The organism is Phaeobacter porticola (assembly GCF_001888185.1).
In the GTDB taxonomy this organism is placed as follows: domain Bacteria; phylum Pseudomonadota; class Alphaproteobacteria; order Rhodobacterales; family Rhodobacteraceae; genus Phaeobacter; species Phaeobacter porticola.
The window spans coordinates 3038409-3056065 of record NZ_CP016364.1; the positions used below are offsets into that span (position 1 = coordinate 3038409).

The 17657-nt window shown below is 57.6% G+C and carries 16 protein-coding genes; 8 read left to right on the top strand and 8 right to left on the bottom strand.

All coding sequences use genetic code 11. The annotated features are described in order from the left end of the window. Positions 1-50 precede the first annotated feature (50 nt). Complete coding sequence (gene phnC, locus PhaeoP97_RS14485) at positions 51-869, bottom strand: phosphonate ABC transporter ATP-binding protein (protein WP_072505666.1); 819 nt, start codon at positions 867-869, stop codon at positions 51-53. A 176-nt stretch (positions 870-1045) separates the two neighbouring features. Here phnC and rpe point away from each other — a divergent pair, with 176 nt between their 5' ends. Then, positions 1046-1735, top strand: a complete 690-nt coding sequence (gene rpe / locus PhaeoP97_RS14490; RefSeq protein WP_072505667.1) for a ribulose-phosphate 3-epimerase — start codon at positions 1046-1048, stop codon at positions 1733-1735. A gap of 99 nt (positions 1736-1834) precedes the next feature. Here the strand turns inward: rpe and PhaeoP97_RS14495 are convergent, their stop codons facing one another. From PhaeoP97_RS14495 to PhaeoP97_RS14525, 7 genes are all read right to left on the bottom strand, one after another. Next, positions 1835-3337 (bottom strand): class I adenylate-forming enzyme family protein, encoded by a 1503-nt coding sequence (locus tag PhaeoP97_RS14495; RefSeq protein WP_072505668.1) that lies wholly within the window; start codon positions 3335-3337, stop codon positions 1835-1837. Between the two features lie 62 nt (positions 3338-3399). Next, a complete protein-coding gene (locus PhaeoP97_RS14500; RefSeq protein ID WP_420848989.1) occupies positions 3400-3873 on the bottom strand; it encodes a PaaI family thioesterase in 474 nt (157 codons plus the stop codon). Continuing rightward, positions 3854-4996 carry an acyl-CoA dehydrogenase family protein gene (locus PhaeoP97_RS14505; protein WP_072505669.1) on the bottom strand — a complete coding sequence of 381 codons (1143 nt, stop codon included), beginning with the start codon at positions 4994-4996 and terminating at the stop codon, positions 3854-3856. The genes PhaeoP97_RS14500 and PhaeoP97_RS14505 overlap by 20 nt, the downstream gene beginning before the upstream one ends. Further along, positions 4993-6192, bottom strand: a complete 1200-nt coding sequence (locus tag PhaeoP97_RS14510; RefSeq protein WP_072505670.1) for an acyl-CoA dehydrogenase family protein — start codon at positions 6190-6192, stop codon at positions 4993-4995. Before PhaeoP97_RS14510 ends, PhaeoP97_RS14505 begins: the two co-directional genes overlap by 4 nt. 106 nt (positions 6193-6298) lie before the next feature. Continuing rightward, positions 6299-7474 (bottom strand): acetyl-CoA C-acyltransferase, encoded by a 1176-nt coding sequence (locus PhaeoP97_RS14515; protein WP_072505671.1) that lies wholly within the window; start codon positions 7472-7474, stop codon positions 6299-6301. Position 7475: 1 nt separating this feature from the next. Beyond that, positions 7476-9569 carry a 3-hydroxyacyl-CoA dehydrogenase NAD-binding domain-containing protein gene (locus tag PhaeoP97_RS14520; protein ID WP_072505672.1) on the bottom strand — a complete coding sequence of 698 codons (2094 nt, stop codon included), beginning with the start codon at positions 9567-9569 and terminating at the stop codon, positions 7476-7478. A gap of 284 nt (positions 9570-9853) precedes the next feature. Continuing rightward, positions 9854-11500 (bottom strand): sulfatase-like hydrolase/transferase, encoded by a 1647-nt coding sequence (locus tag PhaeoP97_RS14525; RefSeq protein WP_072505673.1) that lies wholly within the window; start codon positions 11498-11500, stop codon positions 9854-9856. A 314-nt stretch (positions 11501-11814) separates the two neighbouring features. On the opposite strand from PhaeoP97_RS14525, the gene pcaF reads away from it, so the two are divergent. The 7 genes from pcaF to PhaeoP97_RS14560 all read left to right on the top strand — a co-directional run bounded on the left by pcaF (position 11815) and on the right by PhaeoP97_RS14560 (position 17656). Further along, positions 11815-13017: a 3-oxoadipyl-CoA thiolase gene (pcaF, locus tag PhaeoP97_RS14530; RefSeq protein ID WP_072505674.1), complete on the top strand. Its 1203-nt coding sequence runs from the start codon at positions 11815-11817 to the stop codon at positions 13015-13017. Between the two features lie 66 nt (positions 13018-13083). Further along, on the top strand, positions 13084-14076 hold the full coding sequence (paaA, locus tag PhaeoP97_RS14535) for a 1,2-phenylacetyl-CoA epoxidase subunit PaaA (protein WP_072505675.1): 993 nt from the start codon (positions 13084-13086) through the stop codon (positions 14074-14076). A gap of 71 nt (positions 14077-14147) precedes the next feature. Then, complete coding sequence (gene paaB / locus PhaeoP97_RS14540; protein WP_072505676.1) at positions 14148-14432, top strand: 1,2-phenylacetyl-CoA epoxidase subunit PaaB; 285 nt, start codon at positions 14148-14150, stop codon at positions 14430-14432. Further along, complete coding sequence (paaC, locus tag PhaeoP97_RS14545) at positions 14432-15205, top strand: 1,2-phenylacetyl-CoA epoxidase subunit PaaC (protein WP_072505677.1); 774 nt, start codon at positions 14432-14434, stop codon at positions 15203-15205. Before paaB ends, paaC begins: the two co-directional genes overlap by 1 nt. A gap of 79 nt (positions 15206-15284) precedes the next feature. Next, positions 15285-15758, top strand: a complete 474-nt coding sequence (gene paaD, locus PhaeoP97_RS14550; protein WP_072505678.1) for a 1,2-phenylacetyl-CoA epoxidase subunit PaaD — start codon at positions 15285-15287, stop codon at positions 15756-15758. A 10-nt stretch (positions 15759-15768) separates the two neighbouring features. Then, a complete protein-coding gene (gene paaE / locus PhaeoP97_RS14555) occupies positions 15769-16842 on the top strand; it encodes a 1,2-phenylacetyl-CoA epoxidase subunit PaaE (protein WP_072505679.1) in 1074 nt (357 codons plus the stop codon). Positions 16843-16888: 46 nt separating this feature from the next. Next, complete coding sequence (locus PhaeoP97_RS14560) at positions 16889-17656, top strand: Phenylacetic acid catabolic protein (RefSeq protein WP_072505680.1); 768 nt, start codon at positions 16889-16891, stop codon at positions 17654-17656. The last annotated feature ends 1 nt before the right edge of the window (position 17657 follow it).

A 17657-nucleotide genomic window follows, 5' to 3' on the forward strand; every position in this document is an offset into this window, starting at 1 on the left:
TCTTTGGTCATCCCGGCACAGCAGCGTCCGGGTTTGGAATGGAAAAGGGTTCAGACCGCAGCAGTCGGCGCTCGGCGCGGCTTGGTACGATTCAGGGTCTCGATCTCCGTAGAGGTCGCCGCTTCGGAAAAATCAGCCCCAGCCCCGTAGATCTCGCGGGCAACACCTGTGGTTAGCTGCTCTGGCAGGCCGTCAAAGACGATCCGCCCGTCACGCATTCCCACGACCCGGTCGCAATAGCGCCGCGCAGTATCAAGCGTGTGAAGGTTGGCAATCACCGTGCGCCCGTCTTCCTCGTGGATGCGGCGCAGGGCCTCCATCACGGTTTGGGCATTCATCGGATCAAGTGAGGCAATCGGTTCATCCGCAAGGATGATGCTTGGATCCTGCATCAGAGCGCGCGCAATTGCGACCCTTTGCTGCTGCCCGCCTGACAATGCTTCAGCGCGCTTTGCCGCGTGCTCAGCAATGCCAAGACGGTCAAGAATATCGATGGCGCGGTGAATGTCGTCCATCGGGTAGAGGTTGAACAATGTTGCCAGCGTGGAGCGACGATTGAGCGTTCCGTGCAACACGTTGGACACGACATCCATGCGCGGCACCAGATTGAATTGCTGAAAGATCATCGCGCAATCGGACTGCCAGGCACGCTTTTCTTTGCCGCGCAGCTGCGTCACGTCCCGCCCTTCGAACAGGATGCGTCCTTCGCTAGCATCCCCCAAACGGTTGATCATGCGCAGCAGCGTGGATTTACCAGCGCCGGACCGGCCGATAATTCCAATCATGCAAGGCTTGTCGATATCCAGCGTTGCGGTATCCACCGCAATTTTGTCGCCGAATCTCTTGGTCAGTTTGTCAATTCGCAGCACTTGAGGCTCCCGTCTCTTTACGGGACTGCTTAAGGAGCCTGATCAAAACTTGTGTGTCATCGGGGTGAAGGTTTTGTAACGGTGCAAACGATAGAGGATGTGCCCCTCTAGGCGCGCGGGTCACAAGCCGCTATATGGCGGCGCAACGCTGTCCATCGAACCAAGGAACTGCTGCCATGTCTTTCGACCGCAACATCAAGATCGCGCCCTCGATCCTCTCGGCTGACTTTGCCAATTTCGGCCAAGAGATCCAGGCTATTGAAGCCCAGGGGGCCGACTGGGTCCACATTGATGTGATGGATGGGCATTTTGTTCCGAACCTTACCTTCGGACCGATGGCCGTGAAGGCGTTCCGCCCGCACGTAAAAACCGTGATGGATGTACACCTGATGATTGCGCCGGTTGATCCCTATATCGACGCCTATGCAGACGCGGGTGCCGATGTGTTAACCGCGCACATCGAAGCCGGACCCCATATCCACCGCACGCTGCAAGCAATTCGTGGTGCAGGTATGAAAGCCGGTATCGCCCTCAACCCCGGCACCCCTGCCGAGGCAGTTGCCCATTTGCTGGACCTGACAGATCTGGTCTGTGTGATGACCGTAAATCCCGGCTTCGGCGGCCAGAAGTTTATCGACATGAGCAGCAAGATTCGCAACTTGCGTGCCATGATCGGCGATCGTCCAATCCATATTGAGATTGACGGAGGTGTGGACCCGACCACAGCTCCCCTAGTCGTAGAAGCGGGCGCAGATGTGCTGGTTGCGGGTTCGGCCGTTTTCAAAGGTGGATCAGTGGACAGCCCCGAGGTCTATGGCGAAAATATGCGCAAAATCCGTAGTGCCACGCAAGGTGTCTGGGCCTAACACGCCGGCCAGTGGACACTCCCGTCCGATCACAGCCCGCTGAAATCGTTTGACCAAGCGCCGCGCAACGCGTGGCGCGGTCACGCATTCTTTAGGCTATCACGCAAATTGATCTGCAAAATGAGCCAAGAGCCGGTGTTTCAGAATCTTTCCGGTGGGCGCGGCTGGCAAACTTTCTGCCAGAATGATGCGCGCCGGGCGCTTGTAGCCTGCCAGCTGGCCAGCGGCAAAGCGGCGTAAATCTGCCGGATCCGGCCAGTCTCCGGCCGCGACTTGAACAAAGGCGACGACTTCCTCATCGCCCTTGATCGCACGACCGACAACAGCCGATTGGATAACCTGCGGATGGGCATTTAATGCAGCCTCGACCTCGGGCGGGAAAACGTTGAACCCGCCGTGGATGATCAGCTCCTTGGACCGGCCATCGATGTGGAGGAACCCTGCCGCATCAAACCGCCCCATGTCGCCGCTGCGCAACCAACCCTCAGCATCCAAAACAGACGCCGTGGCCTCCGCATTTCGGAAATAGCCTAACATGACATTACGGCCACGCAGACAGACTTCGCCCAACCCGCTGCCGCCACCGCCTACACTCTCGTCCAACCGCAGCTCTACCCCTGGCAGCGGCGGCCCAACGGACGTATCAGGATCGCCGATCTCGTTTCGTGTCGCACAAATCCCAGCAGTTGCCTCGGTCATGCCGTACCCGTTTTGCAACGCAACACCATAGAAACTCTCAGCGCGGCGCTTCCAATCAGGATCCAGAGGGGCCGCCCCGGATGAGACGTAGCGCAAATCCGGGCTTCCCAGTTGCTCCAACCCCTTTTCCTTGGCGTATTGCATCACTAGCGCATGCATTTGTGGCACCGCAGACACCAGGGTGATCCCTGATCGCAGCGCATGATAGTAACGTTCAGCGCTAAACCGCGCTTCCAGTCGGACCTCGGCACCAATCATCACAGAAGCCGTCAGGACCGAGGCCAAACCAAACACATGACTGAGCGGTAGCACACCATAAACTATGTCTGCAGCACCCATACGCCTCAACTTCGCTGAAGCACCGCCGCCAAAGATCAAGTTGTCATGACTTAGCATCACGCCCTTTGGATCGCCTGTCGTGCCAGTTGTATAAAGAAGTACGGCCAGCTCCTGTGAAACCGGATCCTTTTCTGCTGAGCCAGGCTTTTGACTTTCGAGTACTGCCAACTGGCCGAAGGCACCGGATATCACTCTGGCATCCAGTCGGTCGGCATGGCACGCAGCGTCCTTTGAGTCCGCAGCTGTCAGAAGAACTACTTTTGGAGCAGCATGGTCCAGAATGCGGTCAACCTCTGGCGCCTGCATCCGAGCATTTACTGGTACAACCACAGCCCCTAATTGCGAGGTCGCGAATAGGGCCGCCACAGTGGCGCAGGCGTTTTCACAAACCACCATAACCCGGTCCCCCGGCTGAACATCCGCCGCCGTGAGGTACCTGCCTAAATCGTCACAGGCCAAGGAGAGATCACGGTAAGTCCAGCACGTACCCCCGCTATCGCTCAAGGCCGGAGCATCCGGCCGGGCACGAGCATGATGATCAAGGTAGTCGTGCCAAAGAGTCATTGTTCATTTCCCTATTGCCCACCAGATAAAGAGGATTTCCCAGGACCATGCCCGAGACGCCACTATCCGCGTATTCGTTTAAAAACACCACTTGCTGTCGCCAGCAGCTGACCATCGTAGCCCATCAATTTACCAGAAACATACGCCAGGGACGCGCCTCCCCCGGTCGCCTGCGCCGTTGCCTCCACGCCGCCGGAGCGGGCCGCGGCAACGTAGGATAAGGTCAGTGAAACTGTCACAACTGGCGGGTGCGCCGCAGCGTCGAAATACTGCGACGCGGTGTTGCCGCAAACCACATCCATCAGCATCGCGACAATGCCACCATGCAACAGCCCATTCCGGTTGAGATGCTGAGGAGCAAGATCCAATACGACACGGCAAGCGCCGGATTGCCCGTCGATTTCCGTGCGATAACCGACAAGTTGCTGACAGCCGGGGTCGTCGATAATACGCGTAGAACAATCCTCAGCCTCGGGAGGCATGCCAGTTCCGATCACACCGCGACCGGCATTCGGATCAGGCCGCCGACAGGTCAATAAACCGCTCCAACTGAGTATCGGCGTCGCCGAACCTATGCTCTGCTAGGATGATCCGCTTGACGATATGAGCCAATTCATACTCAGCTGTCATCGCGATTCCTCCGTGCAGCTGGATCGATTCTTCTGCAATGCGGCGTCCCGTGCGGCCAACTAGGTTGCGGGCTGCTGCAATGTGGCGATCGCGCATATGTGGCAGGTCTTCAAGGTGACCAGCCGCATTGATCACCGCTGAACGTGCCTGCTCCACCTCGATCAGCATCTCAGCCACGCGATGTTGCAGGGCTTGAAAGCTGCCAATCAGACGTCCGAACTGCTGTCGGGTGGTCAGATAGTCCATCGTAAGCCGTGTCGCGGTTTCCATCGCGCCTAGCGTTTCCGCAGCCAATGCCACCTCGGCGCGTGCGAGGGCTGTCTCGATCCGATTGGCGGCCTGTCCAGCCGTCCCTAGCCGAGTCGATTGCGACAGACGAACGCCATCCAGATCCACCTCTGCCGCGCGCCCACCGGCCATCAACGCACTGCCGCGCAGTCTCACGCCTGCGATAGCCGGGTCGATCAGAAATAGCGACAGGCCATCGCGATCCCCTGCCGCACCAGTTTCACGGGCTGATACAATCAGCTGATCAGCGGCTTCGGCATTGATCACCACGGATTTACGCCCGGTCAGAACAACCTCATCACCCTCTGCGACAGCCCGCGTTTCAACCCAGCAGCGTTCATACCTGCTGGAGGGTTCTCCGTGGGCAAAGGCCAATTGCTGCTCACCCGCGATTAATTGATCTAACAATTTCTGTTCACGCGCCGTCGGCGCGCCGTCAAGCCCCGCGAGAAGGCTGCCGCAGAGAACAGCACAATCCAATACAGGTTCCACAACTCCGGCGCGGCCCAGTTCCTCAAACACCGTGGAGATATCGAATCCGGCACCGCCATAGCCGCCGACCTCTGGCGCCAATAGGGCACCGATCATGCCGAGTTCTGCCAGTTGTTGCCAAATTGTAGCGGAATACCCCAACGGGCTGCTCAGGGTGTCGTTATGCAGGGCAACCGAATAGCGGTCGGACAAGAACCGGCGCAGGCTATCTTGCAACATCTGACGTTCTTCAGTCAGCTGAAAATTCATGCCCGTCCTCCCAGTGCAGCCTTGGCGATAATGTTCTTCTGGATCTCGTTTGAACCGCCAAAGATAGATAGCTTGCGATTGTTGAAGTACTGGGCTGCCACAGCCTCTGTCCCTTCGGGTGGCGCAAGCGCGCTGTTGTCGCCGATCACTGCTTCAGAGGCAAAGGGTAAGGCATAGGCCCCAGCTGCACGACGGGCGAGATCGTTGATTTCCTGCCGGATTTCGGTCCCCTTCACCTTAAGCATAGAACTCTCAATGCCAGGCGCATGCCCTTCAGCAGCGGCGGCAATAATGCGAAGATTGGTGGTTGCCATGGCCATTAGGTCAATTTCCACCTGCGCCAGTCTGGCGGCGAAATGCGGGTTTTCGATCAATGGCCGACCGCGGTGCATTTGCTGGCGTGCCAACCGTTTCACTGCTTCCAATCCTGCCTGACTGAACCCCACTCCAGCAATGTTGGTGCGTTCATGGGTCAGCAGGTATTTCGCGTAGGTCCAGCCTTTGTTTTCTTCGCCGACCAGGTTTTCCGCAGGTACGTGCACATCCGTGAACCAAACTTCGTTCACTTCATGTGTTCCATCCAGCAAGATGATGGGTCTCACCTCGATGCCTGGCGTATCCATGTCTATCAGCAGAAAGGAAATGCCTTCCTGCTGCTTGGCATTTGGATCAGTCCGAACAAGGCAGAATATCCAGTTGGCGTACTGACCAAGCGTGGTCCAGGTTTTCTGTCCATTGACAACATAGTGATCGCCGTCTCGCACCGCGCGAGTGCGCAGGCTGGCGAGGTCCGACCCCGCTCCCGGTTCCGAATATCCCTGACACCACCAATGTTCCCCTGAAAGGATCTTGGGTAGGAAGTGGTTTCGTTGAACATCAGAGCCGAATTTTTGCAACACAGGTGCCAGCATCGTTAAACCAAAGGGCACAACACGCGGTGCATGGGCGCGACAGCATTCTTCTTCAAAGATATGTCTCTGGACTGCGTTCCAGCCACAGCCGCCGTATGTGTCGGGCCAGGTGGGTGCCAACCAGCCCCTGCCATGCAGGATGCGATGCCAGCGATCATGATCGTCCTTGCTAAGGGTGCGCCCAATTCGGACAGACTCTGACAGATCCTTAGGCAACTGCGTCTTCAGAAATTCACGTACCTGCTCACGAAAAGCCAATTCCTCGGTCGAGTAATTCAGATCCATATACCACGCACCTCCCCGTGCTGTTTGGCTCTTCTTGCCTGACGCCTGCTCCTCTCTCTCGGAAAAGGCTCAGACCGCAGCCCAAATTTGCGTGCGGTCTCTGTTTTCAGTAAACCTCGAACAGGCCCGCAGCCCCCATACCGCCACCGATACACATGGTCGCCACGCCAAGCTTCGCCCCGCGACGACGCCCTTCGCGCAACAGGTGTCCAACCATGCGCGTGCCGGTCATGCCAAAAGGATGACCAATCGCGATCGACCCGCCGTTCACGTTGCAGATATCATCTGCGATCCCAAGTTGGTCGCGACAATAAAGCGCCTGACTGGCAAATGCCTCGTTCAGCTCCCACAGGTCGATGTCTGCGACGCTCAGCCCGTGGCGCTCCAACAGGCGGGCCACCGCATATATCGGGCCAATGCCCATTTCATCAGGCGCACAGCCTGCAACACAAAATCCTCGAAACGCACCCAACGGCTCAAGCCCACGTCGGCTGGCTTCGCTGGCCTCCATCATCACAACCGCTGCCGCCCCGTCAGAGAGCTGGCTTGCGTTGCCTGCGGTAACGTATCTGCCTGCGCCACGGACAGGCTCCAATCCTGCAAGCCCATCAAGTGTGGTCTGGGGGCGATTGCATTCGTCGCGATCCACAATCACTTCACGAGTGCTGATTTCGCCGGTCTCTTTATCCTTGATGGCCATCACCGCTTTCAGCGGTACGATTTCGTCGTCGAACACACCTGCCGCCTGCGCCGCGGCAATCCGCTGCTGACTACGCAGACCATAAGCATCCTGTGCGTCCCGACGAATACCATAGCGGTCGGCGACGACATCAGCGGTGTCGATCATCGCCATGTAAACATCCGGCTTGTATTCCTGCAGCCAGGGATCCTGGATCTGCATCACATTGGGCTGCACCATGGATATGCTCTCGACCCCGCCCGCGACCATCGGCCCTGCGCCTTCGGCAGTGATTTGCTGCGCGGCCAAGGCGATGGTCTGAAGCCCCGAAGCACAAAACCGGTTGACGGTCATACCGGCCACAGTCTGAGGCAGCCCAGCACGCAGCGCGATCTGGCGACCAATGTTGTGACCGGTCGCCCCTTCCGGAAAACCACACCCAATGATGCAATCCTCAATCGCTCCGCCCTCGAGCCCCGCCCGTTCAACAGCTGCGGCAACCACGTGGCCACCCAATGTTGCACCATGAGTCTGGTTAAAGGATCCACGAAAGGATTTGGCCAACCCCGTACGGGCGGCTGAAACTATGACGGCTTGCTTCATATCACTGCCCCGCGTTGTTCAGATCATCAAAGCTGCGCCCATCCGCAACAAGCTCTTCCAGCAGGGGGGCTGGTTGCCAGAAAAACGCGTCTTCCTTCGCGTAGCGCCGAATATCCTTCAAGATACCATCCAGCCCTTGCAGGTCCGCCCATTTTAGCGGCCCGCCCCAAAATCGCGGGAAGCCGTAGCCGAACAACAGCACCATATCCACGTCCAGCGGACGCCGCGCGATACCTTCGCCGACCACTTTGGCAGCCTCATTGACCATAGCGCACATGTAGCGACGCAAGACCTCGTCATTGGCAAAGACCTGTGGTGTTACCCCCTGATCGCGCTGGTCTCGCTCGATGTACTCCGCCACCTGCGGATTAGGCGCGCCGCCGCGCTTGCCCTTTTCATAGACATAAAAGCCTTTGCCCGTCTTCTGTCCAAAATCTCCCGCCTCGCAGAGCATATCAGAGAAACACACCACGCGTTCCTTGGGATCACGTGTCGGCGCGCGGCGCTTGCGTGCGGCCCAGCCAATGTCCAACCCAGCAAGATCGGCCACCGCAAAGGGTCCCATGGCAAAGCCGAACCCTGTCATAACCTTGTCGATCTGGTAGGGAGATGCACCGTCCAACACCATATAATCAGCCGCCTTACGATAGCTGTTCATGATCCTGTTGCCGATAAATCCATCACAAACGCCGGATCGCACTGATGTTTTCTTGAGCCGCTTGCCTAACGCAAATCCAGTAGCCACCACATCCGGTGCTGTTTGATCTGCAACAACCACCTCGAGCAGCTTCATGACATGCGCGGGTGAGAAGAAATGCAGCCCGATCACATCGGTGGGTCGGCTGGTGGCAGCGGCGATTTCGTTTATATCCAAATAAGACGTATTGCTGGCGAGGATCGCACCTGGTTTGCAATTTGCATCCAGCGCGGCAAAGACCTCGCGCTTAACATCCATATCCTCGAACACCGCCTCAACGACAAGATCAGCCTTTGAAAGGGCTGCATAATCTGTCGCCAGCGTCAGCGGGTCTGACATCATGGCATCGAATTGCGCTTGATCAATCTTGCCGCGTTTCAGCGCCCCTTTGAGATTGTCTTCAATCCGACCTCGCGCAACCGCGGCAGCTTGGTCATCACGTTCGATGAGCACAACAGCAAGGTCCGACAACAGCGCAGCGGTTGCAATACCAGCCCCCATAGTGCCGCCACCGATGACGCCCATCGATATCACGTCGCGCGGCATCACATCGGCCAGCTCAGGCAGTTTACTCACCGCGCGTTCGGAAAAGAACGCGTGGATCAAGCCCTGCCGTTGCTCGCTTTCCATCAACTCCATGAACAGTTCGCGTTCGCGGCGCACCCCATCCAGAAAACTCGGCGCTTCACAGGCGGCCTGCACGGCGCGCACTGCAATTGCAGGCGACAGCTGGCCCCGGCCGCGCGCCAGCACCTTGTCGTATATTGCGTCGAAATCCACGGGCTCTGGTGCGGACATGTCACAGAGAGGTCGGCGCGGAGCGTTCTGCTCCAGCAGTTCGCGGGTATAAGTGAGACCGATCTCGCGCGGGCTGCCTTCTGCGATACGGTCGATGACACCTTTATCAAAGGCTTCGGCTGCCGCCACATGGCGACCGGTCGTAATCATCTCCAAAGCCGTTTCTGTCCCTGCAATGCGGGGCAGACGTTGGGTCCCACCTGCGCCCGGCATGATACCCAAATTCACCTCGGGCAAGCCCATCTTGGCACTTGGCACCGCGATCCGGTAATGCGAGGACAGCGCAACCTCCAGCCCGCCGCCCAGCGCCGCACCATGCAGAGACGAAACAACAAGCAATTGTGCTGCTTCGATCCGGTTGCACAGATCTGGCAATCCAGGGTCCTGCATTGGTTGCCCGAACTCGCGGATATCAGCCCCGGCGAAATAGGTTCTCCCCTCGCCATAGATCAGTACAGCGCGCGCGCCCTCGTTCTCGGCCCGTTCAATCCCGGCCAAAAGCCCGCGCCGCACATCAATCCCCAGCGCGTTGACCGGTGGGTTCTGCGCACTGAGCACAGCGATATCACCGATGCGTTCATAAACAATGGCCTCAGTCATGGGTCTTTCCTCTTCATGCGGACTGAACAGACCAGGGTCGCAACACCGTCGCAAGACCAGGATCACGTCCGCCAGTTGCGTTGGCCTCGTGCCCGGAAACACAAACACCAGCAGCCTTGACACTTTCGCAATGCAGAACAGCATTCCGCAAAATTGACCCTAACCCTAGATCCGGGTCGTATAGCTGACAAGGCCCAACATGCCGTGCGTGCAGCCGACTTGCCAAGCATTCGGCGTCTAGCGTGTTACGTGACGGTGCGTCTCTATCCCCGATGGCCCGGATCTCATGACCCCGGCTTTGGAACCTGGCGGCGATAGGCCTCGGTCAGTGTCTCATCGACCTCAGCAGCCTCGTAGACACCAAGCAGAATTCCCTTACGCGCCGATTTACCCCGGCGCGCGGCAATCTGGGCATCCGACAATGTGACCCGCTGTGACATACGCACCCCCCATGCCAATAGGCGATTGTACATCAGGTCGATCACCTCCTGATGCGCATCGGTTTTGGCAAGGTCGACCAGCTCATCTGGGTCATTTTGAAGATCAAACAGCATTGGCCGCAAACCACCTTCGGCGTGCATGAATTTCCACCGGTCATCAACCACCATGAAAAGCCGCGCGTCTTTCGGGTCCAACCCCAGCTCCTCCGATAGTGGCAGCGTAGCATAGTCAAATTCGGCAATCGCATGGTCGCGCCAGTCAATTGGCTCGCCATGCAGGAGTGGCATCAATGATCGCCCCTCAAGAATATGCGGTGCGGGTTCTCCCCCCGCGATCTCCAGAAACGTTGGCAACAAATCAATTGATTCAATCAACGCATCACAGATTGTTCCACGTGTGGCATCCGCTGCGCTGCGCGGGTCATAGACAATCAACGGCACTTTGATCGACGGCTCATGAAAAAGGTTTTTTTCTCCCAGCCAGTGATCCCCAAGGTAGTCACCATGATCTGAGGTGAGCACAATCATAGTGTCTTTCAGGCGGCCCGTAGCTTCCAACCATCCGAATAGATGCCCCATCTGGTCGTCGGCCTGTTTGATCAGCCCCATATAGGCCGGGATCACCTTTTGGCGGACGTCCTCACGAGAAAAGGCTCGGCCAATCTGATTGTTCATCATACCCGCAAAAACCGGATGTGCATCGGTCCGTTCAGCGTCACGGCGGACAGCGGGCAACACATGTTCGGGACCATACATATCGTGATATGGCGCAGGTACGATATAGGGCCAATGAGGTTTGATGTAACTCAGGTGCGCGCACCAAGGTTGATCATCACGTCGCTCTACTGTCTCGATGAAACGCATCGCCTCACGGGTAAGCCAAGGAGTCTCGCTGTCTTCTTCGGCAATGTTAGCCGGTTGGTCAGCGTTGACCATGAACCAGCCCGAAGCGATATCCTCTCCTATTGCCCCTGCATTGGCAAAATCGCCCCAGGGGTTGTTACCGGGGTAGCCTTTGGACTTCAGGTATTCGTTATATGGGCTGCGCTTGGAGTCGTAGAACCCGTCCGGCCCCTCTGCCCAAAGACCATCATCGCGCACAAACGGATCAAAACCACATTCAGATTGCCGAACGCCGATCACGCTGTCGGGCACCAGGCCCAGACGTTGCATGCCATCTGCATCTGCAACCATATGTGTCTTGCCAATCAAGTGGCAACTCATCCCGGCTTTGCGCAGATGGTCTCCCATTGTCCATTCACCAACCCGCAGTGGGTAACCATTGAACTGCACTCCATGACTGGAAGGGTAGCGCCCAGTATAACTAGACATCCGCGAAGAACCGCAGGTAGGGGATTGCACATAAGCCCGCGTAAACCGCACACCGCGCGCAGCGAGCGCATCTATATGCGGTGTTTTCAGATGTGGATGACCGGCGCAGCTCAGGTAATCGAACCGCAGCTGATCAAACATAATGTAGAGAATATTCATTCGTCCCCCTAACGAAACGAGCACATATGCGTCCCGTCGCCCAGCGCAGGTCTCGTGGTAGTCAACATGTAAACTGTTTTGAACGCCAGCCTAAATCCCGCGAGTATCAAGCCCAAACATGGTGAGAAGCCGCACGCGGTGCTCGCTGGAGAAGCGCCTTTTTTACATTTGCGCCTGGCAAACTATTTATTAGTTACAGGTTTTTCCCATCAAGTGAATTTTGGTTACATATACCTTGATACGAATCGCCCAACCGCATATTACCGACTATATGGTCGGCTTATTTCTTGCCGCTATGAGGAGACGCACTGCCCATGGACGCTTTTATCTGCGACGCAACCCGCACCCCGATCGGACGCTATGGCGGCGCCCTGAGTCAGGTGCGGACCGACGATTTGGCATCCCTGCCGATTGCAGCGCTGATCGCGCGCAACCCGGATGTCGACTGGGGCAGCCTTGATGATGTGATCTATGGCGATGCTAACCAGGCAGGTGAAAGCAACCGCAACGTCGCGCGGATGGCAGCGCTTCTCGCTGGGCTTCCAACATCAGTGCCGGGCACAACGATCAATCGGCTGTGCGCATCTGGCATGGATGCGGTGGGTATGGCTGCACGCGGTTTGCGCGCCGGAGACTATGATCTGGCCATTGCTGGCGGTGTCGAGAGCATGAGCCGCGCGCCCTTTGTGATGCCAAAGGCCACCAGTGCCTTTACCCGCGCCAACGCGGTCTATGACACGACCATTGGCTGGCGTTTCGTGAACCCCAAAATGGAAAAGATGTACGGCACCGACTCGATGCCGCAAACCGCAGACAATGTCGCTGAAGACTACGGTGTCAGCCGCGAAGATCAGGATGCCTTTGCGGCGCGTAGCCAGGCTCGGTGGGCTGCCGCGCAGCAGGCAGGTGTTTTCAAACAGGAAATCACGCCAGTTTCCATTCCCCAGCGCAACGGCGACAATCTGATTGTAAACACAGACGAACACCCCCGCCCCGGAACATCAGCAGAGAAGCTATCCAGCCTGAGAGGCGTCAATGGAGCGGAGAAGACCGTAACTGCGGGCAATGCTTCTGGTGTCAACGACGGCGCCGCAGCGATTCTGATGGCCAGCGCCCATGCGGCCAAAACCAACGGGCTGACACCGATCGCGCGTGTAGTAGGCATGGCGGCGGCTGGCGTTGAGCCGCGCGTGATGGGCATCGGCCCGGTACCGGCCACTCGCAAAGTGCTGGAGCGTGCAGGCCTCAGCATTGAACAAATGGATGTAATTGAGTTGAACGAAGCCTTTGCATCCCAGGGGCTCGCCACATTGCGCGAACTTGGCATCGCTGATGATGCACCCCATGTTAACCCCAATGGCGGCGCCATCGCATTGGGGCACCCCTTGGGAATGTCCGGTGCGCGATTGGTTCTGACAGCGGCCTACCACTTACAACGCAGCGGCGGACGCTATGCATTGTGCACCATGTGCGTTGGGGTCGGCCAAGGCACAGCCCTGGTCCTCGAACGGGTCTAACCTGCAACAAATAAAGCCTGACGCCCAGATCTGGGTCAGACATTTGGAGAGATTGGAGTTCTGACTATGTATGCACAGATGGTAAAAGCCACCGGCTCTGACGTGAAATCGCTGGAAGATATGACGGACGAAGAACGCGCCTTTCAGGAGCGGATCGACCGGGATGAAAAAATCGAACCTAAGGAATGGATGCCCGAAGGGTATCGCAAGACGCTGATCCGCCAGATTGGTCAACATGCGCATTCCGAGATCGTCGGCCAGCTGCCCGAAGGTAACTGGATCACCCGCGCCCCGACGCTGGAGCGAAAGGCGATACTGCTGGCCAAAGTGCAGGATGAAGCAGGCCATGGTCTGTACCTTTACTGCGCGGCAGAAACTCTGGGCGTATCCCGCGATGAACTGACCGAGATGTTGCTGGATGGGCGTATGAAGTACTCTTCTATCTTCAACTATCCGACGCTGACATGGGCAGATATGGGCGCTGTCGGCTGGCTGGTTGATGGCGCGGCAATCATGAATCAGGTGCCGCTGCAACGCACCTCTTATGGCCCGTACGCCCGCGCAATGGTCCGCATTTGCAAAGAAGAGAGCTTTCACCAGAGGCAAGGGTATGATGCCATCCGCAAGATGGCCGAGGGCACACCAGCCCAAAAGAAGATGGCGCAGGATGCGCTGAACCGGTTCTGGTACCCCTCGCTGATGATGTTTGGTCCCTCCGACAAGGATTCTGTGCATTCAGCGCAATCGATGGCCTGGAAGATCAAGATGAACACTAATGACGAGCTGCGTCAGAAGTTTGTCGATCAGACTGTGCCTCAGGCAGAATACCTAGGCCTGACCGTTCCAGATCCCGATCTAAAATGGAACGAGGACCGTGGGCACTATGATTTCTCCCAGCCTGACTGGTCCGAGTTCTTCGACGTGTTGAAAGGTAACGGCCCTTGTAACGTCGATCGCCTTGCCGCGCGTAACAAGGCCTGGGACGATGGCAGATGGGTCCGCGATGGGCTGATGGCCCATGCCCAGAAGAAATCCGCGCGAAAACACGCAGCCGAATAACCCCAAGCATTCCAGCCCTGACCGCTGTCATCGTCGGCGCGGCGGCCCCCTCAGCCAGGAGGAAATGAGACATGAAAAACGAATGGCCCCTTTGGGAGATCTTCATCCGTGGCCAGCATGGCCTGAGCCATCGCCACGTGGGCTCACTGCATGCGCCTGACGCAGAGATGGCCATCAAGAACGCCCGAGATGTTTACACCCGCCGCAATGAAGGTGTGTCGATCTGGGTGGTCGAAGCCAATCACATCGCCGCTTCCTCGCCCAGTGACAAAGGTCCACTTTATGAGCCGTCAGAGAGCAAGGTCTACCGCCACCCAACCTTCTTCGACATTCCGGATGAAGTGGGGGCAATGTGATGGCTGCAGCGCTTAGCCAGAATGAAGCCTTCCTGCAGTTCCTGCTGCGAATGGGCGACAACACCCTAATCCTTGGCCATCGGGTCAGCGAGTGGTGTGGCCTCGCACCCGTTCTGGAAGAGGATATCGCGCTGGCCAACACCGCGCTGGATCTGATCGGCCAGACCCAGATGTGGCTTGGTCTCGCTGCCGAAGTTCAGGGAGACGGAAAATCTGCGGACGACCTCGCCTTTCTCCGCGATGCTTGGGATTTCCGCAATGTGCTGCTTGTCGAGATGCCCAATGGCAACTTTGGCCGGACCTTGATGCGCCAGTTCCTGTTCGATGCCTGGCACTCGATCCAGCTCGGCCGGTTGATGACCTCAAGCGACGCACGCGTCGCGGCCATTGCCGAAAAGGCCAGCAAGGAAGTTGCTTACCACCTGGAACGGTCGGCTGAAACAATTGTTGGGCTGGGCGACGGCACCGATGAAAGCCACGACCGGATGCAGGCGGCCCTAGATTACCTCTGGCCATACGTGGGTGAGATGTTCCAATCCGATGACATCGACGCAAAAATGGTAACGGCGGGTATCGCGGCCGACCCAGCCTCGCTGCGCGAGGAGTTCGACACATTGGTCACCCGCATCCTTACAAATGCAACGCTGACCATCCCGGAAAGCCGCTTTGGCCACAAAGGCGGGAGAACAGGTCAAATGCACAGCGAGCATCTAGGCCACATGCTGGCGCAGATGCAATGGCTGCAACGCGCCTATCCCGGAGCGCAATGGTAACGCGTAACGGGCGGGGCGCATTTGTTGCCCCCACTTTGCCAGACATCCGCGCCGCAGCCCAGCCAATGAGGTGGCTTACATGAGCCAGACAAGAGACCGACCCAGCCTGGAGAAAATTTGGGAATGGCTTGATAGCATACCGGATCCCGAGATACCGGTCATTTCGCTGGTGGACCTTGGCATCATCAGAGATGTGGGTTGGAACGACGAGACATTGATTGTCACTGTCACCCCGACCTATTCCGGGTGTCCGGCAACTGCTGTGATCGCCATGGATATCGAAACTGCGCTACGCGGATACGGAATCGGGAAACTGGAGCTGAAAACGCAGATCTCTCCGGCCTGGACCACCGATTGGCTGTCTGAAAAGGGTCGCACCCAGTTGGAAGAATACGGTATTGCGCCGCCTCAGGCAGCAGGCGGCCCAGACAAATGTCCACGTTGTGGCAGCCACTCCGTTACCAAAGTCAGCCAGTTCGGCTCGACCCCTTGCAAGGCACACTGGCGCTGTCAGGACTGCCTGGAACCCTTTGACTATTTCAAGTGCATCTGAGGAGAGCCCCATGGCGCGCTTTCACGACCTGGAAGTAACCGACGTCCGCAAAACCATCCGCGATGCGGTGGTTGTATCGCTAAAGCCTGTGAACGGTGCCGCAGCAGAGTTCGATTTCACCCAAGGACAGTATCTGACCTTTCGCCGTGATTTCGACGGTGAGGAGGTACGCCGCAGCTACTCCATATGTGCAGGCAAGGACGACGGCATCCTTCAGGTCGGCATCAAACGTGTAAATGGTGGCGCCTTTTCGACTTGGGCCAATACCGAGCTGCAAACAGGCGACACCCTGCAAGCGATGCCCCCAATGGGCACCTTCTTTACGCCGCTGGATGCTGCTGCAGCCAAAACCTATCTCGGCTTTGCGGGCGGGTCGGGCATCACGCCGGTTCTCTCGATTCTCAAAACCACTCTGGCTGCGGAACCGCAGGCCTCCTTTACGCTGGTCTATGCCAATCGGGGCGTTAACACGATCATGTTCCGCGAAGAGCTGGAGGATCTGAAGAACCTATATATGGGGCGTTTCAACGTGATCCACATATTGGAGAGCGATGCACAAGACATCGACCTGTTCACCGGCTTGGTGACCGAGGAGAAATGTGCGCAACTCTTCGAGCGGTGGATCGACGTAAAGTCAGTTGATACAGCGTTCATCTGCGGACCAGAGCCGATGATGCTAGGCATCGCCAGTGCCCTACGCTCAGCTGGTTTAACGGACAACCAGATCAAGTTTGAACTTTTTGCTTCGGCTCAACCGGGCCGTGCCAAGCGCGATGTATCTGCGCAGACCGCATCGGATAGCGATCATCAGACCACCCTGCGGGTTACCCTGGATGGGGCCACACAGACGGTTGAAATGCGCAAGGACGCAACGGTACTTGATGCAGCTTTGGACAATGCGATGGATGCCCCTTATGCCTGCAAGGCAGGCGTCTGCTCCACCTGTCGATGCAAGGTGATCGAAGGTGAGGTAGAGATGATCGCGAACCATGCGCTAGAGGACTACGAGGTCGAAAAGGGTTATGTACTGTCCTGTCAGGCCTACCCGGTCAGTGACCGCGTGGTGGTGGACTACGACCAATAGCCCGCTAGGTACAGCGCAACCGCAACGACAAGAGGGACATATCGAGATGAGCGATGAGATGAGCATTGAGGGCTATCTGGCAGCAGGTGGCGTTCTCAGCAATCCAACCAATGTCCCCCCACGCTATCGCGCCGAGCTGATGAAGATCATGGCCAGTTTTGTCGATAGCGCGCTGGCTGGCGCTGCCGGGTTTGTCGACATCATCAACGAGGGACCCGGCATCAAATCACGGATGGCCGCCGCTCGGATCGTGCTGGAGAAGACCTCCAACGCCGACAAGGTTCTTCAGGTTATGGGTGATTTCGGCGCCGACACCGAACGCTATGTGGACCACCACCCTTGGACTGCACGGCTCGCGCGTGAAGAGGCGTTTGACCAAGGTCATTCCAAACACGACAGGCGGTTGGCCGTGTTCAACTACCCGCTGGAAGGCTGGGCAGATGCCGTGGTAATGAACCTGTTGATGGGGCGTGCAGTCGCCGTGCAGCTGGCGGAACTTTCGCTGGTCTCTTATCAGCCTCTCGCCGAAGCCTTTCGTACCATTGCCCCGATAGAGGCACATCACGGTCGTCTCGCACATGAAGGCCTGTCACGACTGGTACAGGAGGGCGATATCGGTATGTTGCAGGATTCTATAGAATATTGGTGGCCGCGGGTCGCCATCAGTTTTGGCACGGATACCCCCGAGAAATTCGACGCTCTCTGCGCTTTTGGACTGCGCCATCGCAGCAACGCGGAACTGCGTGCCCGCTGGCAAAGCGAAATGCGTGCTGTCCTGCGCGAGCTGGGCTTGGACGCACCCGAAATAGCCTGAT